At 53.5% G+C, this 26163-nt stretch carries 19 protein-coding genes; 10 read left to right on the top strand and 9 right to left on the bottom strand.

Translation table 11 applies throughout. From position 1 onward, the window contains the following. Window positions 1-14: 14 nt before the first annotated feature. From ACO2Q8_RS21365 to ACO2Q8_RS21345, 5 genes are all read right to left on the bottom strand, one after another. Window positions 15-2270, bottom strand: a complete 2256-nt coding sequence (locus ACO2Q8_RS21365) for a DUF7133 domain-containing protein (protein ID WP_423346892.1) — start codon at window positions 2268-2270, stop codon at window positions 15-17. 30 nt (window positions 2271-2300) lie between these two features. Then, window positions 2301-4775 (bottom strand): glycoside hydrolase family 95 protein, encoded by a 2475-nt coding sequence (locus ACO2Q8_RS21360; protein WP_423346891.1) that lies wholly within the window; start codon window positions 4773-4775, stop codon window positions 2301-2303. Window positions 4776-5146: 371 nt separating this feature from the next. Continuing rightward, a complete protein-coding gene (locus ACO2Q8_RS21355) occupies window positions 5147-5881 on the bottom strand; it encodes a DUF3823 domain-containing protein (RefSeq protein ID WP_423346890.1) in 735 nt (244 codons plus the stop codon). A gap of 12 nt (window positions 5882-5893) precedes the next feature. Beyond that, window positions 5894-7684, bottom strand: coding sequence for a RagB/SusD family nutrient uptake outer membrane protein (locus ACO2Q8_RS21350; protein ID WP_423346889.1), 1791 nt, complete (start codon window positions 7682-7684; stop codon window positions 5894-5896). A 10-nt stretch (window positions 7685-7694) separates the two neighbouring features. Then, window positions 7695-10961, bottom strand: a complete 3267-nt coding sequence (locus ACO2Q8_RS21345) for a SusC/RagA family TonB-linked outer membrane protein (RefSeq protein WP_423346888.1) — start codon at window positions 10959-10961, stop codon at window positions 7695-7697. Window positions 10962-11292: 331 nt separating this feature from the next. Here ACO2Q8_RS21345 and ACO2Q8_RS21340 point away from each other — a divergent pair, with 331 nt between their 5' ends. Next, entirely contained in the window at window positions 11293-13902 is a 2610-nt protein-coding gene (locus ACO2Q8_RS21340; protein WP_423346887.1) for a galactose oxidase, read from the top strand. A 46-nt stretch (window positions 13903-13948) separates the two neighbouring features. Here ACO2Q8_RS21340 and folB read toward each other — a convergent pair whose 3' ends face one another. From folB to ACO2Q8_RS21325, 3 genes are all read right to left on the bottom strand, one after another. Beyond that, window positions 13949-14299 (bottom strand): dihydroneopterin aldolase, encoded by a 351-nt coding sequence (gene folB, locus ACO2Q8_RS21335; RefSeq protein WP_423346886.1) that lies wholly within the window; start codon window positions 14297-14299, stop codon window positions 13949-13951. 93 nt (window positions 14300-14392) lie between these two features. Continuing rightward, complete coding sequence (locus tag ACO2Q8_RS21330) at window positions 14393-15280, bottom strand: DivIVA domain-containing protein (RefSeq protein ID WP_423346885.1); 888 nt, start codon at window positions 15278-15280, stop codon at window positions 14393-14395. 125 nt (window positions 15281-15405) lie between these two features. Then, window positions 15406-16308, bottom strand: coding sequence for a WD40 repeat domain-containing protein (locus tag ACO2Q8_RS21325; RefSeq protein WP_423346884.1), 903 nt, complete (start codon window positions 16306-16308; stop codon window positions 15406-15408). 161 nt (window positions 16309-16469) lie between these two features. On the opposite strand from ACO2Q8_RS21325, the gene ACO2Q8_RS21320 reads away from it, so the two are divergent. After that, window positions 16470-17099 (top strand): 4'-phosphopantetheinyl transferase family protein, encoded by a 630-nt coding sequence (locus tag ACO2Q8_RS21320; protein ID WP_423346883.1) that lies wholly within the window; start codon window positions 16470-16472, stop codon window positions 17097-17099. Between the two features lie 99 nt (window positions 17100-17198). Here ACO2Q8_RS21320 and ACO2Q8_RS21315 read toward each other — a convergent pair whose 3' ends face one another. Continuing rightward, on the bottom strand, window positions 17199-18071 hold the full coding sequence (locus ACO2Q8_RS21315; protein WP_423346909.1) for a transglutaminase-like domain-containing protein: 873 nt from the start codon (window positions 18069-18071) through the stop codon (window positions 17199-17201). Between the two features lie 297 nt (window positions 18072-18368). Between ACO2Q8_RS21315 and galE the strand changes: the two genes are divergently transcribed. The 8 genes from galE to ACO2Q8_RS21275 all read left to right on the top strand — a co-directional run bounded on the left by galE (window position 18369) and on the right by ACO2Q8_RS21275 (window position 26018). Further along, on the top strand, window positions 18369-19403 hold the full coding sequence (galE, locus tag ACO2Q8_RS21310) for a UDP-glucose 4-epimerase GalE (protein WP_423346882.1): 1035 nt from the start codon (window positions 18369-18371) through the stop codon (window positions 19401-19403). Window positions 19404-19408: 5 nt separating this feature from the next. Then, the gene (gene rfbB, locus ACO2Q8_RS21305) at window positions 19409-20467 is read left to right on the top strand and encodes a dTDP-glucose 4,6-dehydratase (RefSeq protein ID WP_423346881.1); all 1059 of its coding nucleotides are present in this window, start codon (window positions 19409-19411) and stop codon (window positions 20465-20467) included. Between the two features lie 108 nt (window positions 20468-20575). After that, window positions 20576-21436 carry a glucose-1-phosphate thymidylyltransferase RfbA gene (rfbA, locus tag ACO2Q8_RS21300; protein WP_423346880.1) on the top strand — a complete coding sequence of 287 codons (861 nt, stop codon included), beginning with the start codon at window positions 20576-20578 and terminating at the stop codon, window positions 21434-21436. Between the two features lie 439 nt (window positions 21437-21875). Beyond that, window positions 21876-22301 carry a hypothetical protein gene (locus ACO2Q8_RS21295; protein ID WP_423346879.1) on the top strand — a complete coding sequence of 142 codons (426 nt, stop codon included), beginning with the start codon at window positions 21876-21878 and terminating at the stop codon, window positions 22299-22301. Between the two features lie 1013 nt (window positions 22302-23314). After that, window positions 23315-23707 (top strand): hypothetical protein, encoded by a 393-nt coding sequence (locus ACO2Q8_RS21290; protein ID WP_423346878.1) that lies wholly within the window; start codon window positions 23315-23317, stop codon window positions 23705-23707. A gap of 18 nt (window positions 23708-23725) precedes the next feature. Further along, on the top strand, window positions 23726-24412 hold the full coding sequence (locus ACO2Q8_RS21285) for a hypothetical protein (RefSeq protein ID WP_423346877.1): 687 nt from the start codon (window positions 23726-23728) through the stop codon (window positions 24410-24412). Between the two features lie 111 nt (window positions 24413-24523). Next, on the top strand, window positions 24524-25333 hold the full coding sequence (locus tag ACO2Q8_RS21280; protein ID WP_423346876.1) for a sensor histidine kinase: 810 nt from the start codon (window positions 24524-24526) through the stop codon (window positions 25331-25333). 19 nt (window positions 25334-25352) lie between these two features. Next, the gene (locus ACO2Q8_RS21275; RefSeq protein WP_423346875.1) at window positions 25353-26018 is read left to right on the top strand and encodes a response regulator; all 666 of its coding nucleotides are present in this window, start codon (window positions 25353-25355) and stop codon (window positions 26016-26018) included. Window positions 26019-26163: the final 145 nt, after the last annotated feature.

The raw sequence follows: 26163 nt of genomic DNA, 5'->3' as shown, positions 1-26163 counted from the left end.
ACAGGAAAAACTGTTTACCGTCCATTGGCACCCGGTTTGATCAGTTCGTCCAGCGTCCAGGTTTTGTCCCGACCGGCGGTTTTGTCGCGCACGGCTTTTACTTCGGCGGGCCGGATGGCGGGGCTGTTGGAGGGCGCAAATTCGTACCGGATGTAGCTCAGCACGGACGCAATCCACTCGTCGTCGTTGGCGCCCATCGGCGGCATCATGTCCGGGTACGTATGGCCGTCGATCGGACCGGACAACCCGTGCAGCAGAATCCGGATGGGCACTTCCCGGTTTCGGCCCCGAAGTCGTTGCGAATTGACCAGCGGGGGGGCTACTTTGCTGTCCAGTCCCTTGCCTTCCGGGCCGTGGCAGGTCGTGCAGAGCGATTTGTAAATGTTCGATCCGTTGAGTACCAGTTTCCGATCCAGTTCGTCCAGGCTACCCAGTTTCCGCCCGAATTTTTTCACGTCCTCATTTTTGTCGAGACTGCGTTGGGCTCGCGCCAGCATGTCGATGGTAGGAGCAGCCGCGATGGTTTCCTGGGCCAGCGTTTTGGCCTGGGGCGCAGCGCTGTACGACAGCGACAGAATCAACTGCGTCCGGACATCGGCGCTCGGATCGGTTTTCAGTTCCCCCAGTCGGGCAAGGAGTTGGCCGTCGTTTTGCTTCAGGTACGGTTCCGTTAGCCGAACGGCCGTCCGCCGAACCTGCTCATCGGAATCCGTCAAAGCGTTCAGAATAACGGTTTTGTCCAGCGCGTTCAGGCCTTCAAGCGTCCAGAGCGCGTGAATGCGGCCCAGGGCGGTGTTCTTCGGATCGGCGGCCAGGGCTTTCAGGGCCGGAACCACGGATTGATCATTGCGCACAATCAACTCTTTCTGGGCGTTATCGCGCCACCAGCCGTTCGGATGGCTCAGGTACGTTACCAACTTGCTGCCCGGTTCGTCGAGCAGTTTGGGCATCGGCCCCGGTTTCAGGTCGTCGTGGACCAGCCGGTATATCCGGCCGTGCTGAATGTTTTTATCCAGCCCCAACCGTGTAATCTGCGGGCGGAGGTAGCTGTCGGGCTTCGTCCAGTTGCCTTCCTGAATGATGCCCCGGTTCATGTCCACCAAATACAGACAGCCGTCCGGGCCGGTGTACATGTTGACCACCCGGAAATTCATGTCCGTCGAGGCAATGAATTCTTCTTTCTGGTACGCGTTTTCCAGCGTCGTTTTGCCCGCTTTGTTGATGACTTTAGCCCGGCGAATCAACCGTCCGACGGGTTCAGAGATTAGCAAATCACCGCTCAAATCGGCGGGCAACCGGTCCCCGCGAAAAACTACCTGACCACAACTGGCCGTGAAGTGGTTGAGCGTGGTGTCGGCGGGCCGGATGCGCTGCACACCGCCCTGAATATCCGGGGTTTTGATGATCGGCCACACCGCGTTGAATTCCTGCGAATACTGGTCGGGCAGTTCCATGCGGCCGTAAATCGGGTTGATCTGGAACCCCAGCGCCGGAACTTCGCCCCCCGCCGACGAAAAGAAAAGCCGTCCGTAATTGTCGTGCGTGAGGCCCCACTGCCCGCCCGAACCGCTCGGAATCGAATCGGCTTTCAGGACACCGTTCGTGTAGCGAAACCGGATCGGATCGACGGTGACGTAAATCCAGTTGTCGAGGTTCCAGTCCAGGCCGCTGCGCTGGTGTTCGAGGTTGCCGGGCGCTTTTTTGCCCAACACAAACACCGGTTTTTTCTCGTCGGCCACGCCGTCGCCGTTGGTGTCCTTGTAACTAAAAATGTCGTAGGTATCGGTTTCGTTGACGAGCAGTTCGTGGCCGACGCACAGCAACATCCGGGGCAGCAGCAGTTTGTCGATAAACACCGTGCTTTTGTCCATCTTGCCGTCGCCGTTGGTGTCTTCCAGCAGTTTGACCCGGCTGATGGGTGCGTGTTCGTTGGTGGCGTCCACGTCCTGCATGTAGGTGTCCATTTCGGCGACGTACATGCGGGCGTTGCCGTCCCAGGCGATGGCGACCGGTTCGTGAATCATCGGTTCGCTGGCGACCAGTTCGAGGTGGTAGCCTTTCGGTAGGCGAAACGATTTCAGACTTTGTTCGGGCGTCAGGTGGGCCGGCGACGGATTTTCCGTGAACGCGGGAACGGCGGTTTCGTTCGAACTGCGGGGAATGCTCTCCGTGCTGGCGGTTTGCGAGGTGGACGTTTGGCGGGAAACCTGGCAGGTCACCACCAGCGCGGACGCGGCCAGCATACTGGCAATCCAGATTCGGTTTTTCATGGGTTCAGGAATGACAATTTTACCCGTAAATTACAGTGTAAACGTGTACGTTTTCCCTTTCTGCGTCGGGAAATCATACACCATCGTTTCTTTCAAGCTCAATGGTTGGACGGTTGCCTGAGCCGAAATGAGCGGTTTGGCGGTTTCTTCCGGCTGGTAGAATGGATTCGGGTTTTGGCCCTGCGCCGGTTTTGTTGCCAACCCATTCGCTTTCAGGGCGTTTGGAACCCGAATCCGGCAGTTGCCGCCGAGGTTCGATTTGACGACCAACTTCGCGACTTGGCCGTTTTTCCACTCCATCGACACCAGTTCAAAACCGCCCCGCGCCCGCAACCCGCTGATGCTGCCCGACTGCCAGACGTCCGGCAGGGCCGGTAACAAATGAATGGCGTCGTCGTAGCTTTGCATCAACATTTCGGCAATCCCGGCGGTGCAGCCAAAATTGCCGTCGATCTGGAACGGCGGGTGGGCGTCGAACAGGTTTTTGTAGGTGCCGCCCCCGCCTTTTTTGCCCGGGGCATCGACGGGTGACAGCTGGTCGGTGATGAGTTTATACGCCCGGTTTCCGTCGAGCAGCCGCGCCCACCAGTTGACTTTCCAGCCCATCGACCAGCCCGTTGACACGTCGCCCCGGTGTTCGAGCGAGGTGCGGGCCGCGCTGAAGAGTTCGGGCGTGCGGTAGGCCGACAGTTGCCCCGACGGGTACAAACCGTAGAGGTGTGAAATGTGCCGGTGTTTGTCGTTCGGGTTGTCGAGGTCTTCGAGCCACTCCTGCAACTGGCCGAATTGCCCGACCTGCATGGGTGCCAGCCGGGCGCGTTTTTCTTTCAGAATTTTGACGAAGTCCGCGTCAGTATTCAACGCTTCGGCGGCTCGCAGGGCGCTCGTCAGAATGTCGAAAACGATCTGGTTGTCCATCGTATGGCCCGCGCCAATCGTCGTGTTCGGACGGCTGGTCGGGGCATTTTCGGGCGACATGCTGGGACTGACGACCAGCCAGTGGTGCGTCGGTTCTTCGATCAGGTAATCGACGAAAAACCGGGCCGCGCCCTTAATGGCCGGATACACGGTTTTCAGGTAGGTTTTATCACCGGAATACCGGTATTTTTCCCAGGCGTGCTGGCTCAGCCACGCGCCCCCCATCGGCCAGAGGGCGTAAAAAATCGGATCGACGGGGCCGGTGATGCGCCACAAATCCGTGTTGTGGTGGGCCAGCCAGCCGCCCGCGCCGTACATGACTTTTGCGGTTTCCTGGCCGGTTTGCGAGAGGTCTTTCACCATCTGAACCAGTGGCTCGTGCATCTCGGTCAGGTTGGTGACTTCGGCGGGCCAGTAGTTCATTTCGGTGTTGATGTTGATCGTGTATTTGCTGTCCCAGGGCGGGCTCATTTGCTGGTTCCAGAGTCCCTGGAGCGTCGCGGGCTGGTTCGGATAACCGGTTCCTTTCGGTTGCGAGCAGGAAATCAGCAGGTACCGTCCGAACTGAAAATACAGCGAAACCAGTTGCGGATCGTTGCCCGACGCAAACTGCCGGACGCGCTCGTCGGTGGGGAGTTTGGCTGCTTCCGTTATGCCCAAATCCAGTTTGACGCGCTTGAAATACGTTTGGTAATTGGCGGTGTGGGCCGCCAGAACGGTTTTGAACGGTTTTCCGGCGGCTTTGTTCAGGTACTCATCGGCGCGGGCCTGCGGGTTGGCCGTCAGCGTTTGGTAATCGACAAAGTTGGTGCCGATGGACACGTACAAGGTGGCGGCATTGGCCCCGGTCAGCACCATAGACGTATCGGTTTTACTCAATTGGCCACCTTCGGGCAAAATTCGGACGTGGGCGTTGAACCGCACCTGCCCTTTGACGCCTTCGTGGTCGCTGGTAAGGCCGGTCAGCACTAGTTTATTTGTGCCTTCGGTTTTGCGTTCCGACTTCTGCGGACTGGTCAGGAAGGCCGTGAAGGTTAGTTTGCCGGGTTGGCTGGCCGTCAGCCGGACGGCAATGACCTGATCGGGCACCGAAGCGATGACCTGCCGGGTGTACTTGACGCCATCGACGGTGTAGGAGGTCGTCGTGACGGCTTTTTCCAGGTCCAGTTCGCGGTAATACTCCGTGAAGGTTTCGTGGCCGGGGAACGCCAGGTTCAGGTTGCCGACGGGCTGGAACATCATGCCCTGCGCTTTCTTCGATTCGACTTTCTGGGCGGCCAGCTTCTGTGCTTCGGCGTGTTTGCCCTCAAAAATCAGTTGGCGGATCGTCGGCAGAGCCGCCAGCGCGTCGGGATTGTCGTTGCGGTTTGGGCCGCCCGACCAGACCGAGGCTTCGTTCAGTTTGATGATTTCCTGCTCGGGGTTGCCGTAAACCATGCCGCCCAGTCGGCCGTTGCCGACCGGCAGCGCATTGGTCCAGGTTTTGCCAGCGGGCTGGTTGTACCAGAGTTTCAGCGGAGCCGCCGACTGGGCCAAACCGGTTAAGGAAATAGTGACTAGGAATAGACAGGTAAAGACGGTTTTCATAGTAATCAGTTCATCCAGCCTAAATTACCGCGAATCATTGGATGAAGGCAAACAAAATAAGGGTTTAGGAATACGCTCTGGCTTAACCCGATTCGACTCGGATTAAACGTGATACGAAGAAAACCGGTCGCGCTTAAAAAAATCTTAATAAATGCTTAATGGACGCCGAATTTCGCTTTAATGAAGAAATTAATCCCAACCCAGGGTTTTAACCGTGGGACATGGAGAATCGATAATTTCCATGAACCGTTTTAACAGTTTCGCCAGGATTTAAACCGTTTTAACGGTTTTGGAAAATGACCGATCCTGATTTAACCCCCGGTTTAAACCGGGGGCTATTTGAACGTCTTCCATCCAATTTGTAAAAACCGTCAGCGAACCGTGGCTTTGACGACCGGGCTGTAGTTATACTTGGCGACGGCAGTCGTCCGGACACCAACCCGGAAATAGTATTCGCCTTTCGGCAAATGGGTATCGGACCATTTGAACGTGAACGTGCGGGGAACGCCGACGAGGCTGGCGTCGGTGGTGCTGCCGGGAATGTCCTGCCGCCAGAGGTTGATGAAATACCCCGAGGTGTTCGAACTGACGCTTTCGTTCACAATCTCATAATCGTTGACCATGAAAATGATCTGCGAAATCTTGGTCGTCGTGTTGGCGGCTGGTTTCGTGATCGTGTACGTAAACGTGCTGTCGGTCACATTGGCGGCAATCCGGTAGAACGGCGTGACTTTGAAGTTCAGCTCCGTCCGGTCACCGGCGTTCAGCTGAATCGTGGCCGAGTCGGCGGGTTGGTACAGAAACGCCCCGTCGCGCGGGAAGGCTTTATACGTTCCGGCAAAAAACTGGGTCGCTGAGAACTCGCCGTTGGCCTTGATCTCGATGTCCGTCGTGCCGGGATTTGGGTATTTGACCTTGTCCCACTGAATAAACCGGACGGTTCCGCCACCGGGCTGCCGGAGTTGCAGCGGCTGGTTGTTTTCGGCATCGGTGAGCTTGCCGTAGACGCCCGAATCCGGGGCCACAAAGTTGTCCCAGTTCTTGCAGCCACTGAAAACCGTACCGAGCAGAATGGGAAGGAGAAATGCTACTTTGATTGATTTCATGAGTTGTTGCTGTTAATAACCGGGGTTGCCACTGCCTAATAAAGAGCCCGCTTTGCTGCGTTCCGAACCGGGAATCTGGAAGTAATAATCGCGTTCCTGGTAGGTTTTTCCGCCCCCGTTGGGCGTCCGTTCGAAGACGTAATCTTTGGCGTCGACATCGTAATAAATGTACAAACCGCTCGGAATCCAGCCGCTGAACTCGGTCGTCAGGGTGCGCCAGCGACGCAGATCCCAGAACGTGCGGTTTTCAAAAGCCAGCTCGACAGTCCGTTCCCGGCGGATTTTGTCGCGGTCGATGGTCGTGTGTTTGGCAACGCCCGCCCGGGTGCGGAGCTGGTTGATGGCATCCAGGGCTTCGCTGGCTGGTTTGCCCAATTCAAAGGAGGCTTCGGCGTAATTCAGCAGGACTTCGCCCAGCCGCATGTCGAGCCAGTCGGTTTCCGAAGTCCAGTCCACGCAAAGGTTGGCGGGGCGGAGGGGATCGAGCCACTTTTTCAGCCAGAACGTCACGGCTCCGTTGTTGGAGTTGCCCGTGGCCCGCACCGAATTGGCCGTCGGGTTGGCGACAATCTGCTTTTTGTCGATGTCGAAATACTGGTTGAGCGCCGTGCCGTTGTATTTTACACCGTTGGCAATGACGCCCCGCTGGCCGGTAATCTCGACGCCTTTGAACGAACTGCCGGTGGAAATAACGGAGCCGAAAAACCGGGGATCTTTGTTTTTGAAGACATCCTGCGGGTTTTTGTAGTGGACATACGCGCCGGGGGTACCGATGTTCAGCGTGCCGGGCGTGCCGTCCACGTAGTCAAACCGCTCGACCATCTCCAGGCTCGGCGTCAGGCGGTTGGCGTAGCCGATGGGTGAGCGAATGGCTTCCGGCAGGGCCATCAAATCCTGCGAGTGCGTCCGGCGGGTCGATTCGTAATCCCAGCCTTTGCAGAAAATCGCTTCGGGATTGCCCTGCAATTCGTAAAACAGCAACTGAAAGTTCTGGGCCTTGTCGGTTGGGTACTTGTTGAACAGACTGTATTTGCCGTCGGCGATGATGGTTTTGGACGCATCGTAAGCCGCCTGTAGGTACGCATTGGCCTTCGACGCATCAATCCCGACCAAACCGTCGAGCTGCACGGTTCCGAATTTGGCGATGGAACCCGCGTGGAGCATCGTCCGGGAGAGGAGCGCCAGGGCGACGTATTTGTTGGCACGTCCGTAAACGCTGGTCGCGGGCAGGTTGGCGGCCGCAAAATCCAGATCCGATTTGACCAGATCCCAGACTTCGGCTTCCTTGCTGCGCGGCAGGTTCAGGGCCTGGGTGTTGCTGCCGTCCACGGTTTGCGGTTCCAGCAGAATCGGCACCCCGCCCCAGTATTTGACCAGCTCCTGGTAGTAGTACGCCCGCACAAACCGGGCTTCGGCCACGTAGGCTTTCTTGGTAGCCTCTGCAATGTTCACCGTCGCGATTTCCTTGATGAACGTGTTGACGTTGCGGATGGCGCGGTAAAGTTTGCCCCAGTTTTCGTCGTTGTTCTGCGCGTTGGTCGAGCTGGTGGCTTCCCAGGTCCAGTTGGCGGTGTAGCCATCGCCGTTGCCCGGAAACTCTCCAAACCGGCCGTTGCAGTAGCTGAAATCTTCGACGGGCAGGTCTTTGTAGAGCGTCGCGAAATAGGCTTCCACGGCTTCCGGGCTGCTGTACACCTGCTCGGCGGTCAGCAAATCCACCGGTTTTTTGTCCAGCAGGCTGTCGCTGCAAGCGGACAAAACGGCCAGCGCCAAAAGAGAAATATAGGTTTTAAATCGATTCATTGTCAATGCGTTAAAAAGAAAGTTGGAGGCCCAGGTTCACGTTCATGGTCAGCGGGTAGTTGTAGCTGTACAAGCGGTCGTCGGTGTATTCGGGATCGACAAAATCCAGCCCTTTCGACCAGGTGTAGAGGTTGTAGCCGTTGGCGAACACCCGCAAACCGCTGACTTTCGCCTTGCTCAGCAGCGTTTTGGGCAGGCTGTACCCGATCTCCAGGCTTTTCACCCGCAGGTAGGTGGCGTCGAACCGCCAGAATTCGTTGCTTTTGTAATTCTGCCGCTGACCAGTGGAGGGGTATTTGCCCGGAATCCACTCGCTGGCGGCATCCACCACGTCGGTGCGGTGCCAGCGGTCGTTGAACGCGCTGATCGGGTTGGCGGTCGCAAAGTAGAACGGCCGGGAAAGCTGATCCTGGTAGGCCACCTGGTACATCGTTGCGCCCTGAAACAATACCGACACGTCGAAACCCTTCCACGAAAGCGAAACATTCGTCCCGAAATAAATGGCCGGTTTACTCTGCCCGCGTCCGATGACGGTTTCGTCGAGGTTGTTGATGAGGCCGTCGCCGTTCAGGTCCACGTAGCGGATGTCGCCGGGCAGGATGGTCCGGTTGCCGGCGCCGTCCATGATCGGCCAGCTCCGGATTTCTTCCAGGCTGGTGAATTGTCCGTCGGTTTTGTAGCCCCAGACGATGTCGTTGAACCGACCGGCGTTGCGGTTCCGCCAGAAATCATAATCGCTGTTGGCGGGCGTTTCTTCGCGGTAGCGGTATTGCGTCCGGGCGTAACTGAGGTTCGAGGAAATCGAATAGTTGATGCCCCGGAACTTGTGGCGGTGGCCCAGCACGATTTCAAAGCCCTGCGTCCGGTCCTGGTTCAGGTTTACCTGCGGCAGGTTCACGCCGTAGGTTGCCGGAATGGTCGAAATCCGGTCGCCGAGCAAACCGTCGCGGTCCCGGCGGAACACGTCGGCTTCGAACGAGAGCAAACCGTTCCATAACGTGCCTTCCAGGCCGAAGTCGGTGGTGGTGGAGGTGTACCAGGTGATGTCCGGGTTGGCCGAATTTTTGAAACCGAGTCCGCCGACGAAGGTGGTGCCGAACTGGTAGCCGCTGCTCGGGTAGGTGTAGCCGGTCAGGAACTGGAACGACGCACCGGAAATCCCGTCGTCGCCCAGTATCCCGTAGGAACCGCGTAATTTCAGGTTCGAAACGAAGGGCAGGTTATCCCGCACGAAGGCTTCTTCCGACAGCCGCCAACCCGCCGACACGTACGGGAAAAAACCCCAGCGGCTGTTTTTCGGGAAACTCGACGAACCGTCGTAACGGAAACCGCCTTCGATCAGGTACTTGCCGTTGTAGTCGTAATTGACCCGGCCCACGTAGCTCATGTTGGCGCTCGAACTGTAACCGGAGCCAATGGCGTCGGTTTTGCGGTTTCCGGCCACGAGCTGATCCACGGCGTCGATGATAAACTGCGTGTTGGCGTTGTTGCTCGTGTTTTCGCGGTCGATTTGCTCGTACAGCAACAGCGCCCCGACGTTGTGTTTGCCGAACGCATTCTGGTAGTTGAGCGACAACTGGATGTCATTCCGCTTGCCCTGCCCGAAGGCTTCCGTCAGCCGCGATGGCGCGAGGTGCGCGTAGGCTTTCTGGTAGTACGTCTGGGTGGCCGCGTCGAACAGGTACTCGTACTGGTTGTACTTTTTGGTGAACTGCTTCCGGAAATTGTAGTTGTTGTCATAGGCGTATTGGGCCTTGGCACTCAGGCCTTTGACGAACGGCACCTGGTAGGTCAACTGAAACGTGGAGGTTAGGAATTTTTCGTTGTTGCGGTTATAGCCGCTGTAGGCTTCCGAAAAGTCGGCAATCGGGTGGCTCAGGGCGCTCAACGGCTGGCGCAGAAACGCCGGATCGTTGTTGGAATAGAGCGGTTCGGTCGGGTCCCACTGCCAAGTGTTTTTCAGCAGTGCCCAGATGGCCTGACTGGGTTCCCGGCTGATCGAGTTAATCAGGGCGATGTTGGCACCCATCGTCAATCCTTTGGTCAATTCGGCATCGACGTTCAGCCGAAGGTTGTACTTTTTCCCGATCATGATGTTCGAGTTGAACAACCCCTCTTCCCCGAAAAAACCGGCGGAGGCAAAATACCGCAGTTTTTCGGTCCCGCCGTTGATGGTCAGGTTGTGCTGCTGCTGGGGTGCCCGGTCGCGCATGACGGCTTTCAGAAAGTCGGTGCTCGGCGCTTTTCCGCTCTGAAAATCGGCCAGTTGCTGCGCGGAGTATTTCGGTGGCGTAAACTCCAGCCGGTTGCTGATGTTGTTGTTGACGTGCTGTTCGTTGAACAGGGTGGCATACTGGTAGGCGTTCGACAGTTCCGGGTATTTGGTGATGATCTGCTGCCCGAAGTGCGCCGTGTAGTTGACCTGCACCTTGCCCTGCGTTCCTTTTTTGGTCGTAACCAGCACCACACCATTGGCGGCTTTGACCCCGTAGATGGCCGCCGTCGCGTCTTTCAGAATTGAGACGCTTTCGATCTCGTTCGGGTCCAGGCGGTCGAAACCGGCTTTGTCGCGCTGCACGCCGTCCACGATGATCAGCGGCCCGCCGGACTGGTTGCCGTTGATGTCGTTCGGGTCGGTATAACTGAACCCGCGAATGTCGATCTGCGAATCGTATTTACCGGGCTGGCTCGATAGCTGCACGACCCGGACGCCCGGCGCGCGGCCGGTCAGCGTGTTGGTCACGTCGTTGTTCGAGTTGATGACGATGTCCTTGCTGGCAACGGTGGCGATGGCCCCCGTGACGTTCACTTTCTTCTGGGTTCCGTAGCCGACGACCACGATCTCGCTCAGGGCCTTGGCGTCTTCGGCGAGCGTGATGTCCATCGTGCTCCGGTTGCCGACCACCAGTTCTTGGGAAACGTAGCCGACGAAGGAAAAAACCAGCGTGGCCTGTCCGTCGGGTACATTCAACGAATACGCGCCTTTTTCGTTGGTGGTTGTACCCCGGGTTGACCCTTTCAGAACGACGCTCACGCCCGGTAAGGAGGCTCCTTTTTCGTCGGAAACTTTGCCCGTAACCGTACGCTCCTGAACAACTCGGCTGGTCGTTGCCGCCTGCGAACGGGCGGTGAGTGCGGTATTCAGGTGGGTTTGGCGCGCCAGTACTTCCTGGGCACACACAGGCGGTGAAGCGGCTACTCCGGTCAGCACGCACACCCAGACAAGTGGCCTGACGAAAAACCGCCGTGTTGGTAAGGTAGAGATAAATTTTTGCATAAACCCTGATTTTATTGGATTAAATAGGGTAGCGAAGTACGGCGGCAGGGCTTAAAAAAATCTTAATAAATGCTTAATAAGGCGGGTTGTTGTCTATATTTTGTTAATTTTATTATCGATTTTTTCTAATTTAATCAGGTGTCTTCAGCATGGAAGAAAAGAACGATGGGTTTGATCGGTGGGGAAACCTGGTTAACTTCGAAGCAGGGAAAGACACAGGTCGCTCTCCAGAGTTAGCAATGCAATGAAAGCCAATGCTCAGATAACCCAATCGGATTGGCCCGTTCACCAGAACGGGGTGGGCTTGACGGTTTTGGTTCTCAAAAAATCTATGTATCGTCGAATCGTACGAATCAGTTTTTATTTCGCAGCGCTGCTGTTAACCCCGGTTATTCTGAGGGCGCAGTCGTACGGCTTACGCTTTGTGGGCCACGAAGAAATTCAGGATGCCCGCACTTCCCTGGATCTGACTCCGGAAAAACCGCTGTGTCTCGACGGCGTGGTTGACCTGTCGTTCGACATGGCGCTGGTGCCGAGTTATAAGACATACTTCGGCTATGTGTTCCGAATCATTCAGGACGAAAAACACAACCTCGATCTGCTTTACGATCAGAAAGCCCTGTGTTTCAAGATGATCATTGGAGAGCGGTTTTCGTCCTCCGTTATCCGGCTCGATACCGCGCACCTGTTCAATCAGTGGAATCATTTCAACATCCGGTTTGACCGACAGCAGAATACCTTGCAGGTTCATGTTAATAATGAGTTGATTATCAACGATAAAACACCTTTTACGGTGACGGGTTGTTTTAAGATTTTCTTCGGCGGGAATGAATTCCGGGAGTTCAGATCGAAGGATTTACCGCCGATGAAGGTGAAGGATATTCTCATTACCGAAGATGGCGAGCCGAGTTACCGCTGGCCTTTGCAGGAGATGAGCGGCAGCACGACCCGCGATGAGATCGGCGGGCGGGTGGCGACCATCAAAAACGCCGTCTGGATTCGGTCGTTGCACAACGAGTGGCGCGTGGCTGGGCAGCGGGTGTTGAACGGGATTGCCAACGTCGCGTTCGATCCGTTGTCCGAAACCGTTTACCTCGTTGCCGCCGACCAACTCTACAGTTACTCGGTCCGGAATCAGACCGGGAAGGTGCTGCCACAAAAAAATCCGCCACCGGGCTTTTTTCGGGGCAGTCAGGCAGTTTTCAATCCATTGACCCGCAAGCTTTACAATGTCTACGTGGATCAGAAAGCCGTATCGGTTTACGATCCGGTCGCCGGAGGTTGGTCGGCCGACGCCATTACGCCCAATCCGATCACAATCACCGAGTACTGGCACGCCAACAAATTCATCGCCCGCTTCGACACGGCTTTGTACGTTTTGGGCGGTTATGGTCAGTTGAAGTATAAAAACAGCATTGAACGGTATCATTTTGGCACCCGCCAATGGGAAACCGTTCCGACATCCGGTGACGTATATACACCGCGTTACTTGGCGGCTCTGGGTACGACGGCCCAGGCAGACACCGCTTACCTGATTGGCGGTTACGGCAGCCTGACCGGCGAGCAGATTCTGAATCCCAAGAGTTCCTACGATTTTTTGCAGTACATCGTCTCCGAAAACCGGTTCCGGAAGCTTTACGAACTGGAAATTCCGAAAACCGATTTTGCGTTTGCTAACTCCCTGGTGATCGACCCACAGTCAAACCGGTTTTACGGGCTGATTTTTCCGAATCAGCAGTTCAAATCGAATCTGCAACTGATTCGGGGCTCGTTGTCGGAGCCATCGTACGAAGCTGTCGGGAATGCGATTCCGTACCCGTTCCATGACGTGCATTCGTTTGCGGATTTGTTTTTTTGCCCCGTCAGTCGGAAGCTACTGGCCGTGACGCTGTATTGGAACGAAAATGCCGGGAAGACGGACGTTAAACTCTACACAATTTCGTTTCCGCCGAATGCGCTCGAGGGGCCGCGGGCTTCCGAAAAACCGTTGGTTCAGACCTACAGTTTTTGGTTGCTGGGGCTGGGCGGTTTGATCATTGGCGCGTTGCTGCTGGTTTATTTCCGCCGTCGGCCCGGCGTCGGAGCGCTCGAAATACCGCTTGCCCCCCGTCCGTTCGAAGAGCAGTCGGTACGGGTGGACGAAGCGCTTCCGGGCGGGTTATCGCTGGAACCCGCTGAAATTCAGTCCGTAATGGCAGGCCCGGCAACCGCATCAACGGTGAACGCCCGCATTTTTTTCTTTGGTAATTTCCAGGTTGTGGATCGGGTCGGCACCGACGTAACGAAGTCGTTCACGCCCTTGCTCAAAGAGCTTTTTCTGTTGCTGGCCCTGAACAGCATCGGCAAACAGCGGGGGGTGCCGTCCGAAAAGCTCAATGAGTTACTCTGGCCCGATAAGTCGGGTCGGGACGCCGGCAACAACCGGTCCGTCAACATGACCAAGTTGCGCAATCTGCTGGAAAAAGTGGGCGGTTGTTCGCTTTCGAAAGAATCCGGTTACTGGAAAGTTGAGTTTGATTTCAGCCAGATTTACGTCGATTACGAGCGGTACGTCGCCATCATCAACACCAAAAAGGCATTGACGAAACAGACTATTATCGAACTGGGCGAAATCACTCAACGCGGCCCTTTTCTGCTGAATACGGAGTATTACTGGCTGGATGATTTTAAGTCGGATATTTCCAACCGGATTATCAATACCTTTCTTCAATACGCTGACAATCCGGATCTTCACGAAGATCCGGAGCTTCTGATTCAGATTACGAATTTTATCTTTTATTACGATCCGGTGAACGAAGACGCGATTGTTTTGAAGTGCAAGACGCTGGCCCTGATGGGAAAACACACGCTGGCGAAAAATGCCTTCGAGAAATTCGCCCGTGACTACAAAGCGCTGTACGGCGAAGCCTACGAGCAACCGTTCTCTACGATCATTAACTAAGTTCGCCGGAATGCGATTTGCCAGATTAGGACCTGACGTGCTGTATTTAGCCACGCAGCGTAATCTTGGCCCGGTGGCAAACCCCGCCGATGGGCGGGTTGAATTTGGATACACTCACTTCGACGGTTTCGACCTGCGGATACCGTTTCCGGATTTCTTCGATGATGTTGTGGGCGATGTGTTCGAGTAGCCGGGCGGGGCGCTGCATGGCTTCATGTGTGATTGTATATAACTCTCCGTAATTGACCGTAGTGCTCAGCCGATCAAGCCGGGCAGGTTCAGAGAGGTCGGCGGTCACGGTGATATCGACTGAGTATTTATTGCCGATTTTTTGTTCCTCGTCGTAGAAGCCGTGGTAGGCGAAGAATTCGAGCCCTTCAAGCGAAATGGTTCCCATAGGTGCGAATCGGCGGTTCGTAGCCGCCTTTTCAACCGGTTAATTGTTCGCCCAAAAGTAGAACAAAAAAGCGGACTCGCGGTCCGCTTCGGGTTAAATCTGATCGAAGAATGATCCGGCTTCTTTTTTCTTTTCTTCGGGCTGGGGTTCTTCATGAACCGCCTGCGGATCGGTTACTTCTTCTTCGGGTTCCGTCACGGGAAAACCGGCTTCGGCGGCTTCCGCGCCCTGGGCAACCACCGGGTCTTCTGCGACCACTCGGGCGGAAACCGGTTCTGGTTCCGACTCTTCGGCCCGTCGCAACGCGTCATCGGTCGTATCGACGCCCCGGTCTTCAGCACTCACCATGGTCAGATCGGTCTCGGCCAGATTTTCGGTGGGTTCAGCCTCCGAAGTAGCCGGTTCGGGTTCGGTATGCTGGGCGGTCACTTCGTCGATCTTGGCCTGGAGCGATTGCTGGTTGAATTTTTTCTCAAACCGGTCGACGCTGTCGATGGCGTTGTTGGCCAGCGTCCGGATTTGTTTAATGAGCCCTTCCTTGTATTTCTCCATCGCCTTGAAGTCGTGTTCCATCGCCTTCAGGTCGTTGAGAATATTTTCTTTGATATAACGGGCCTGGTTTTCAGCGTCCTGCACCATCAGGGTGGAGCGTTTGCGGGCGTCGGCCAGAATTTCGTCGGCTTTCTGTTTCGATTCGCTGAGGTATTTTTCGGCAGCTTTATTGGCTTGTTCGGTAATCTGGCTGCTGGTGTCGTCGGCGGTTTTTAACGTTTTGAACAACGTCATTTCAATATCCTTGAACTTGTTGAGCTCTTTCTCGGCCAGTTCGAGTTGCATCTTCAACATCTTGCTCTCGCTCGTAACGCGTTCCCATTCCTGTGAGAGCGATGCCAGGAAAGCATCCACTTCGTCGGGGCGGTAACCGCCGAATCCTTTCTTTTCAAATGTATGTTGCCGTATCTCGATGGGCGTGATTTTCATAACTGGAAAGGGTTACATGGTGTCAAAGGGGCACTTGCCTGCTAAATGTAAAGTTATCCGACCGAAAATATCAATTTTTTGGGCTGAAATTTGTGAAATATCCAAAAAGTAGGCAAATCATTTAGCTAGCGGGTAATCTGCCAAACGGAAATCAACCGGTCGTCGCTGGCCGAAACCAGTTGCTGCTGGTACGAACTCCAGAGCAATTTATTGACTGAGGTGCCGTGCCCGGCGTGTCGGGCACGGTCGATTACCTTCAGCAGTTTGAAAGTGTCGGCATCCCAGACTTTCACGGATTTGTCCAGACTACACGTAGCAAATAACGCGCCATCGGGGCTAAAGCAAATGTGATTGACGGCGAACAGATGCGCGGCAATGTCGTTTTGCGGTGTGTAATCACCGGCCACATTCCAGACTTTCAGGTGCGCATCCCGACCCGCCGAAAGCAAAAATCGGCCGTCGGGCGAGTATTGTACGATGAAGACCGAGTTGTTATGCGCGGGAATCGTTCGTTTCAGCACCAGCGTATCGGCGTCGAAAATTCGGATGCCGTGGTCGCTGTAGCCCACGGCTACTTCCCGGCTGGCCGGGTTGAAGGCAATGCTGCGGGCGCTTTTGTCGGACACTTTCAGGTGTTTCCGAACCGCAAATTCCTGGACATCCATCACCGCCAGCACCCCGTCGGAAAGGGCGATCCAGGCGGAGGTTTCGACGAATTTGATGTCAAAGATAGCCGCCGACGTGATCTGGGCCGATCGGATTTCCTGTTTCTGTACCGGGTCAATGACGTGAATGCCGTCGTAATTCTGCCCCACCCACAACTGCTGCCGCTCGCGGTCGAACGCCAAGGCATACACGGAAGCTGGAATGCGGGCCAGCAGCGTTCCCAGGTCGGGTTTATCCAATTGCCAGCGCACCACCAGCCCGTCGGCCCCGGCCGAAAAAAACTCCGTCGGCGTTGCTCCGGTTTCCAGCGTATACACACAGTCGCGGTGACCGGCAAAGGTGTCAATTTTTTGGACTTGCATGAGCAAAAATTAGAGACAAAAAATAACGAATATTGAATAACGAATAGCGAATTTTGAAATTGCCGTCCCTTTCGTTATTCAATATTCATTATTCGTTATTAATGGCAGTATGCCTGCCGCTATTTTATAATTTCGCACCAAATTAACCAGAAATTCGGGATATGTCCGTGTATCAAACCCACCGGCTCGGGGCCGACTGTACGGCGGTTTTGTGGAAAATCGAGGAAAGTGAAGACGATCTGCGCGCCCGGCTGACGCTCACGATGCCGGAGCAACTGGAGTTGCTGGAGATTACGCACCCGGCTCAGCGGGTCGAGTGGCTGGCGTGCCGGGCGGCTATTCAGGCACTGGTACAACCCTACTGGCCTTATGCGGGCCTATACAAGGATGAATACGGAAAACCGCACCTAATCGGGCTGGATGCGCAGGTGTCGATTTCCCACACGGCGGGCTGGGCCGCTGCCGTGCTCCACCATTCCAAAGCCGTCGGGATTGATATTGAACCCTTTCGGGACCAGTTCGTGCGGGTGGTGCCGCGCGTGTTATCCGAAGACGAAACCCGCCATGCGGCCGGGGATTTGCGCCGGTTGGCCGTATACTGGTGTGCCAAAGAAGCTTTGTACAAACTGTACGGCAAACGCCAACTCACCTTCCGCGAACACCTGCACATCGAACCGTTTGCCGATGGCGCGGGGCTGCTGACCGGCCACGTTCGCTTGCCGGACGATGTGCGGGAGCTGACCATTCACTATTTCGAAACCGGCCCGGGCCTGCTGGCCATTGCGTTCTAACGTACCCGCGGACTTTAGTCCGTGTAAGATAGTATCACCTTAAGTTGGTACAAACTAATAGATAACAGAAGCTCACACGGGCTAAAGCCCGTGGGTACGTCACTTGTTGGTGTAATCCGACAGGGGCGGGGTGGCGTCTTCGTCGTAAACCGCATTGAGCAATTGCTCGACTTCCTTCATGCGGCCGGTATCGCCGATTTTTTCAAACGCCAGCATCAGGTTCCGCAGCACGCGCCGGATGATGTCCACATTCGTACACGGCTGGTAATACGTATCAGCCGGTTTCAGGTTCAACTGGCCGATGTAATGATCGATGTCTGATTTGGAAAAAACCAGCCCCCGGTTGAAGACGTTAATGTAAAACTGCGTGTGATCTTTCTTATACGTCAGCACGAACAGACTGGGCAGATTCACACCGTAAACCGGCAAATCGAGTTGCTGGGCAATCATCATGTAAATGACGCACAGCGAAATCGGATTGCCGCGCCGACTTTCCAGCACGACGTTGATCATCGAGTTGGAGGGCGAATGGAAATGCTTGGTGTTGGCGGCAAACTTTAACTTGTTGAAAAACACACTGTTGAGGGTCTTGATCTGGTCGATCGGATGCATGTCGGTTTTGCCTTCCAGCCACACATCCAGGTACAGCTGCTTGATTTCCTGACGAAGTTTGTCGAGCGACAAATCGGGATATTGATACGTAGCAATGATCCACAGTCCTTCCAGCAGGTCCAAACCGCCGGTTTCCTTCCAGATCCGGATCCGGTCAAGCACCGACTGATATTGCAGATCGTGAATCAATTCCTCAATCTTCTTCTGATGAATCGGATTAAAACTATCTTCCCATTCGCTCTCCAGATACGGAATCAACTGGCCGCCCAATTCGCGGATTTTCTGCTCGACATGCTCGGTAATTTCCTGATCATCGTCATCGAGCAAAGATATAAGTGCTTTAATTTCGTTATCGTTGATCATGCCACTTCTGTGGGTTATGGCCCGGCGCTTCGGTTGTTCTGGTAAAGGTGCCGGATACGGTTGCGACGGCCTGACCCGAAGATAAAAACTTATTTTTAGAAACCTACTGAATTTTATACTTTTGTCCGTTAGGCAGAAGACGGGCACCGCCAAATTGGTAACACGATTTTGTTAAAAATGATTTTTTGAATTCAAACGGAATAAAATATCAAATTAACAGACACATCGGCAGGTTTTTTGCTCGCTTCAATGGAATCTCAACGTTTGTAAAAATCTCTTATCATACAACCTTTCATGAAAATTTTAGTCACTGGCGGAGCCGGGTTCATTGGTTCGCATACAGTCATTGAATTACTGGGTGCTGGATATGAGCCTGTTATCCTTGATAACTTTTCTAATTCGAACCGCTCGGTGCTGGCTGGCCTGCGGCAGATCCTAGGCCACGACGTTCCTTTCTACGAAGCCGACTGCAATGACCCCGAAGCGCTGAATGCCATCTTTGAAAAAGAGAATTTTGGGGGAGCGATTCATTTTGCGGCTCACAAAGCCGTCGGCGAGTCGGTGGCCAAGCCGCTGATGTACTACCGCAACAACCTCGATTCGACGCTGTTGTTGCTGGAAACGATGCAGCAGCACGGCGTTCCGAACCTGGTATTCTCGTCGTCCTGCACGGTGTATGGCCAGCCCGAACACTTGCCCGTCACGGAGGATACGCCCCGGCTACCAGCGCAGTCGCCCTACGGAAACACGAAAGCCATCTGCGAAGACATCATTCGGGATGCGGTGTATGCCAAAGCACCGATCAAATCCATTGCCTTGCGGTATTTCAATCCCATCGGCGCGCACCCATCGGGGCTGATCGGCGAACTGCCGCTGGGCGTACCGGGCAATCTGGTTCCGTTTATTACGCAGACGGCGGCCGGGCTTCGCGAAAAGCTGACCGTCTTTGGCAATGATTACAACACGCCCGACGGGACGTGCGTGCGTGATTTCATTCATGTCGTCGATCTGGCAAAGGCACACGTTCAGGCCCTGCGGCTGCTCGATTCACGTGAGGAAACCAGCTATTACGATATCTTCAATGTCGGAACCGGCCACGGCAACACGGTGCTGGAGGTAATCAAGACTTTTGAAGAAGTAAATCAACTGAAACTGAACTATTCGATTGGGCCGCGTCGGCCAGGCGATGTGGAAAAAATCTACGCGCAGGTCGATAAAGTTAATAACGTCATGGGCTGGCGGGCCGAAAAAACGCTGGCCGAAAGCCTCCAGGATGCCTGGCGCTGGGAGCAAAATTTACAAAAGCAGAAAACTTCCGTTTCGGAATAAGGAGTATGTCGAAGAAAATTCTGATTACCGGCGGAGCCGGATTCATTGGTTCACACGTGGTTCGGTTGTTTGTCACCAAGTATCCCGACTATCAGATCGTCAACCTCGATAAGCTGACCTACGCCGGAAATCTGGCCAATCTGACCGATATCGAAGACGCGCCCAACTACTCCTTTGTCAAAGGCGATATTACCGACGCCCCGTTTCTGGATCAACTCTTTCAGGAACAGGCCTTCGATGGCGTCATTCACCTGGCGGCCGAGTCGCACGTCGACCGCTCGATTACCGATCCGATGGCTTTTGTGCTGACCAACGTCGTCGGCACCGTCAACCTGCTCAATGCGGCCAAAAACAGTTGGAAAGCCGACTTTACCGGCAAGCGGTTTTACCATGTCTCGACTGACGAAGTCTACGGTTCGCTGCACAACCCGGAGGATTTCTTCGTAGAAACGACTCCCTACGATCCGCAGTCGCCCTACTCGGCTTCCAAAGCTGCTTCCGACCACTTCGTGCGGGCTTACGGCAACACCTACAAGCTGCCGATCGTCCTGTCGAACTGCTCGAACAACTACGGCCCCAACCATTTTCCCGAGAAGCTGATTCCGTTGATGATTCACAACATCCAGACCAACAAGCCGCTGCCGGTATATGGCAAAGGCGAAAACGTGCGTGACTGGCTGTATGTGATCGACCACGCCCGGGCCATCGATACGATCTTCCACGATGGCCGAAATGGCGAGACGTATAACATCGGCGGTTTCAATGAGTGGAAAAACATCGACCTGGTGCATTTGCTGTGCAACATCATGGATCGCAAACTCGGTCGCCCGGAAGGCACCTCGGCCCAGTTGATCACCTACGTCACCGACCGGGCGGGCCACGACCTGCGCTACGCCATCGACGCCCGCAAGCTGATGAACGAGCTGGGCTGGCAACCGTCGCTGCAATTTGCCGAAGGCCTGGAAAAAACCGTCGACTGGTTTTTGGCCAACCAGGAGTGGCTCGACAACGTGACCTCCGGCGCTTACCAAAGTTATTACGATTCGATGTACGAAAATCGATGACAATTGTGAATGAGTGAATGAGCGATTGAGTGAATAGCTTCGCACGAAGCAGAAAATTGCGAAGCTATTCACTCAATCACTCATTCGCTCACTCACTCATTGAACACTATGAAAGGTATCATTCTGGCCGGTGGGTCCGGCACTCGTCTGCATCCGTTGACGCTGGCCGTCAGCAAGCAACTCATGCCGGTTTACGACAAGCCGATGATTTATTACCCACTGTCGATTCTGATGCTGGCCGGAATCCGCGAGATTCTGATTATTTCGACGCCCCACGATCTGCCTAACTTTAAAAAGCTGCTGGGGGACGGTTCACAGGTCGGCTGTACGTTCGCGTATGCCGAGCAGCCGCTGCCGAACGGACTCGCACAGGCCTTTGTGATCGGCGAAGAGTTTATCGGCACCGACAAAGTGGCCTTGATTCTGGGCGACAACATCTTCTACGGTTCGGGCCTGTCGCGGCTGCTGCAAGCCAACAACGACCCCGACGGGGGCGTGGTGTTTGCCTACAAGGTGAACGACCCGGAGCGGTATGGCGTCGTGGAGTTCGATGGCGATAAAAACGCCTTGTCGATTGAAGAAAAACCGGCCCAGCCGAAGTCGAACTACGCGGTGCCGGGTTTGTATTTCTATGACAATGAGGTGGTTCAGATTGCCAAAGACTTGCAGCCGAGCCCGAGGGGTGAATACGAAATCACGGACGTGAACAAAGTCTATCTGGAGCGGGGGAAGCTGAAAGTGGGGATCCTGGACCGGGGCACGGCCTGGCTGGACACGGGGACGTTTGCGTCGCTGATGCAGGCGGGTCAGTTTGTGCAGGTGATCGAGGAGCGTCAGGGCATGAAAATTGGGTCGATTGAAGAAGTGGCGTACCGGATGGGCTATATCGATGCCGATCAGCTCAAGGCCATCGCCCAGCCGCTGGTGAAAAGCGGCTATGGACAGTATTTGTTGAATTTGTTGAAATAATCGACGCCTTTCACCTCCAACCCCCTGAAGGCCGGGCGGCCGGTGCCGGGCTTATGCATCCGGATTTGAGAGCCTCCTTCAGGGGGTTGGGGGTGGGGGTAGAAAAAAAAGCCCGGACAACGTCCTGGCCTTTTCCAAACCTAACCTATGAGATGAGAAAATCGGCTCATCCTCAGGGTGAGGACTCGCCAACTCTCTGCAAATGTGCAGGGAAGATACTAAGAAAAATAGAGAAGAAATCCCTCATTTGTAAAAAAAACGTGTAAAAGGGGTAAATACGGACTTTTCCGTATTCGACTGCGTAGTTTTACTTGATTTAGTTTATTAATTCTTTGAATGTCAATATGTTAGTTCAATTGCTATAAAGCTCTTTCCTTGTTATTTCTTCTCCTCCTGTCTATTTTGGAAGAACGAAACGTAAACGCTCTTCCAAAAAATCATGACAGACGATTCAAAAGAACCCTACCGGGGCGATGTGGGCGACTTCATCCGGAACCGGGATGCTGAAATGCTGACCCGGCGTTTCCGCCAAAGCCGGGAGAAACAGGGCCTAAAGAAAGACACCTTCACCCGCGCCGAATTCTTTGGCATCAACCGCATCAACGAGCTGCTCGGTTTCGACGATTGCGTCGGCATCCGGATTTATTATGGTCTGGGAAGCAACAAAGACGAAAGCGGGGAACTGCAGCCCAAACTGGTCCTGGCCGCTGTCAACTCCAAAGGCAAAGACATCTTCCTCGGCAGTTTGACGCGTGATGCTGAAGCCGGAAAAGAAGCAACCAGTGATGATCCGACCGGTTTAAAAGACATGCCCGCCGGACGGGATGCGCTGGCGAATGGAATGCCATGTCCGCAATCATGCTAATCATGATACTTTAAAAATGAAATGTTAGAAAGACTCCTAGAATTATATAGGCAACATCCACTAGAATTTATTCATGATGCAGCCACATTAGTACCAATCATTCTAGGATTATTCTATTCTGTATCCAATAAGAAAGATTTAAGGTTCTTGTTAATATTTTATATATTATTATTCATCAGGAACCTTATTTCTAATTTTTACGCAATCAGAAAGATTAATAATTTGTACTTATATAATCTATTTGGATTTGTAGAAGTCTTATTAATCGGACTAATATACTATCACAGTGTTGACAATAGGAAATTTAAATTCCTAATCCTTATCACTAGTAGTATAATTTTTATTTTTAATTTATTTTTTTGGGATGATAGAGAATTCTCGCCAGGTATACTTACAGTAACGAGGATTTACGACCTTTTCTTAGTTTTTGTATATTTTATTCATTTACTAGCTGAAATGAGAGTAAAAAATATTCTCCTACATCCTCTGTTCTGGATTAGTAGTGGAATAATTATTCAGTCTACAGGAACTATATTTATTTTTTTATTCTCAAAAATAGTATTGTCGACCAGAACGTCTCCTGATATTTATTTTCCTTATTGGAACTTCATTTTGGTTATGTACATAGTTTTTTGTATTTTCTCTTCTATAGGTCTTTGGGTTAGCAAATATGACAAAGATAACTACGTTTAATTTCGTTTCAATCGGCTTATTGGCATGAATACGGTTTTGTAACCGGTCACAGAGTCACCAAAACCCCAAGCTGCATCAGGTGGTCCCAAATCGTTTGAATGTCTGTTACCCAAATGTTTACTTGCTGACGAGGAGGCTTAGTGATTTCGATCAATTTTCATTAACCCTGCAATTTGCATGAAACTTGTGCAAATTGCAGGGTTAATTTGACAGTTACCAGTTAACGACCGTTAGTCACTCTTTTTTCCGTTTACTCAAAGCTCATTGCTTTCCCGGACAAGGTTGTGCAACTTTGGGGAACAACAAACCTCTTTTTGACCATGAGTAGAATTACCAGTGGCGCCGGGCGCTTCATTTCCGAAGAAGAAGCCAACGAATTCAAAGGCGCTTACCAGAAACGGAAGAAGGAACAGCAGATTCCGGATGAAGATACGGTTCGGTCCGAGTTTTTTGGCAGCGATAATTTGCAGCAAATACTTAATGAGCCGGGTTGCATCGGTATCCGGGTGTACCACGCCAAACGGCGCGAAACCATCAACGGGCGCGAGCATCTGGTGCCGCGCGTAGTACTGGTCGGCATCGATAAAACCGGAAAGGAAATTCTGCAACTGACCGTTCCGACCGAAGCCGGGATGAAAGATATGCCTGGCGGAAAAGAAGGACAGCTAGCCGATGGGCCGATCTGTCCGCCGGAGTGTAACACAGGAGGGTAAGGGGAGAAGGGAAATTTTATGCTTGATCATCCGTACATCACGTTAATTCTGAAGTACCCGGATTCATTCTTGCCAGAACTGTTCCTGATCCTGGCGATCGGGGCAGGTCTGGTCAATTATTCTTTTCTGGATAAGCCCAGCCGCTGGTTGTTCCGGATGCTGGTCTTATCGTTGATCATTAGCCTCATTCAACTGCACGATGCGGCCTATCGGCAGAACAATACGTATTTACATAATCTGAATTCGCTGGTCGAAATGTGCTGTTTCGCCACCGCGTACCGCATCGAATTGAAATCCCGAAAAAATCAGGGGCTTATTCTGGCGGGGCTGATCATGTATGTGCTGGTTTTCCTGTATGACTTCAGTTGGACCCAGCTAGCGGGCGTGACCCTGGGTGTGCAGCGGCTGATCATGATCTTTTACGCGCTGATCTATTTTCACCACATTCTGTCACGGATGCAGGTGCAAAACCTGCTGATTCATTCGATGTTCTGGGTAAGCGCCGGCGCCATTGTCCACGCAGCCGGAACGTTGTTTGTCTTTCTATTTGTGAAAGTAACCCTGGGTGATCTAAGTTCGAACGGCAGTTATGCTTTGTACATCACCATTGTCCGTACATTCTCGGCCTTTTTTTACATCATTTTGCTGGTGAGCTTTTGGCTCCGTCGGCGGGAGGTTAAGTTGACGAACCAGTTGACCGTTTAATACAAGGTTCTTGCGGATGTGGCAGCAGAGTTTTATATTTCGACCCATTGATTGATTAAATCCCCCGTGTATGGGAACGTACTTCGCTGCTGACTCGCTGTGAACGAGGACATGAAATTATACATTGCCGTAGGAACGGCCGTTTTGCTAGTGATGGCGATTTTCATTATCGTCTTTGTCGCCTATTACCAGCAAAAACAAATTCGTCAACAACTTATTCTGAAAGAGTGGCAGGAAAAATACCGGAAAGGACTGCTGGCTGCAACCCTCCAGGCGCAGGAACACGAACGTCGGCGCATTGCGCAGGACCTGCACGATGAAATTGGTACCATGCTTTCCGTTACGAAATTGAGTTTGAACCAGTTGAGCCGGTCGGTCGAAAACCACGATCCGAATTCGCCGGTGCTGGTACAGAAAACCCGCTCGCTGCTCGACGAAACCATCGCCAACGTCCGGCGCATCAGTCGCGATCTGGTGCCGACGACGCTCGAACGCTTTGGGCTGGTGTCGGCCCTGGAAGAACTGGCCGAAAAAGCCAGCAATGGCGAGGTCCACGTTGAGTTGTCCTGTTCCGACAAACTGCCGACCTTGCTGCCGCAACTGGACCTGACGCTTTTTCGGATTGCGCAGGAACTGATTAATAACGCCATCAAGCACGCCAACGCCCAAAACATTATCATCGACCTGCACTGCCAGTCCAACGGTATTTTGCTATCGGTGATCGACGACGGCCAGGGCTTCGACCTGGACGAAGTGATGAAAGACCGCAAACGCGGCCTGGGACTGCGGAATATCGAAAGCCGCCTGAACGTGATCGACGGCCATGTAACGTTCGATGTGGAAGAAGGGCGCGGTTCGCGCATTCACATTCAGGTGCGAAACCTGAAACCGGAAGTAGAGGTCGAAGTGGAACACGCGTAGAAACCAGCTAACCCAAACCATGAAAAAGATCAAGATTGCATTAGCCGACGATCATAATCTGTTCCGCAAAGGCATGGCGTCGGTGTTGAGCCAGGTGCCGGATTTTGAACTGGTGCTGGAAGCCAGCAACGGCCAGGAACTGATCGACAAGCTGACCCGTCGGTTGCCGGATGTGGTCTTGCTGGACCTGGAAATGCCCGTCATGGACGGGATTGCGACCACGGAATATATCCGTGAAAACCATCCCGATGTGAAGATCATCATGCTGACGATGCACGACGAAGACCGCTTTGTATTGCACCTGCTCGAAAAAGGCGTCAGCGGGTATGTGCTGAAGGATGCCGACCTGGATGAGGTCGAAAAGGCCGTCCACCGGGTTATGGACGACGGCGTATACCTGAACGATTTTGTGTCGAAAGTTATGCACCGGAAGATGGTGAACAAAACCACCGTCATTAAACCGACAGCGACCGCTACCTTATATAATAGTAAAGTGCTGCTGTCGGAGCGCGAAAAAGAAGTGCTCAAACTAATCTGTGAAGGCTTATCGACGGCCGAGATCAGTGAGAAGATTTTCCTTAGCCCCCGCACTGTTGAAGGGCACCGGCTACGGATTCTGGAAAAAACCGGGACGAAAAATACCGCTGGCATGGTCGCCTATGCTTTCAAGAATAATTTAGTATAAAGCAATAGAGGGCGAAAGAGGGCGAACCGAAGAGAGGAGGAAGGAAGCAGAGGATTCAACAGGCGCTGGCACAGCTCCTTTCGTCCTCTGCTTCCTTCCTCCTCTCTTCTTTTTTTCAACTAATTCCGGATCACCTTTGTTACCA

Source organism: Larkinella sp. VNQ87 (genome assembly GCF_049445795.1).
Taxonomy (GTDB): Bacteria; Bacteroidota; Bacteroidia; order Cytophagales; family Spirosomataceae; genus Larkinella.
This window is presented reverse-complemented; position numbering and strand designations above follow the sequence as displayed.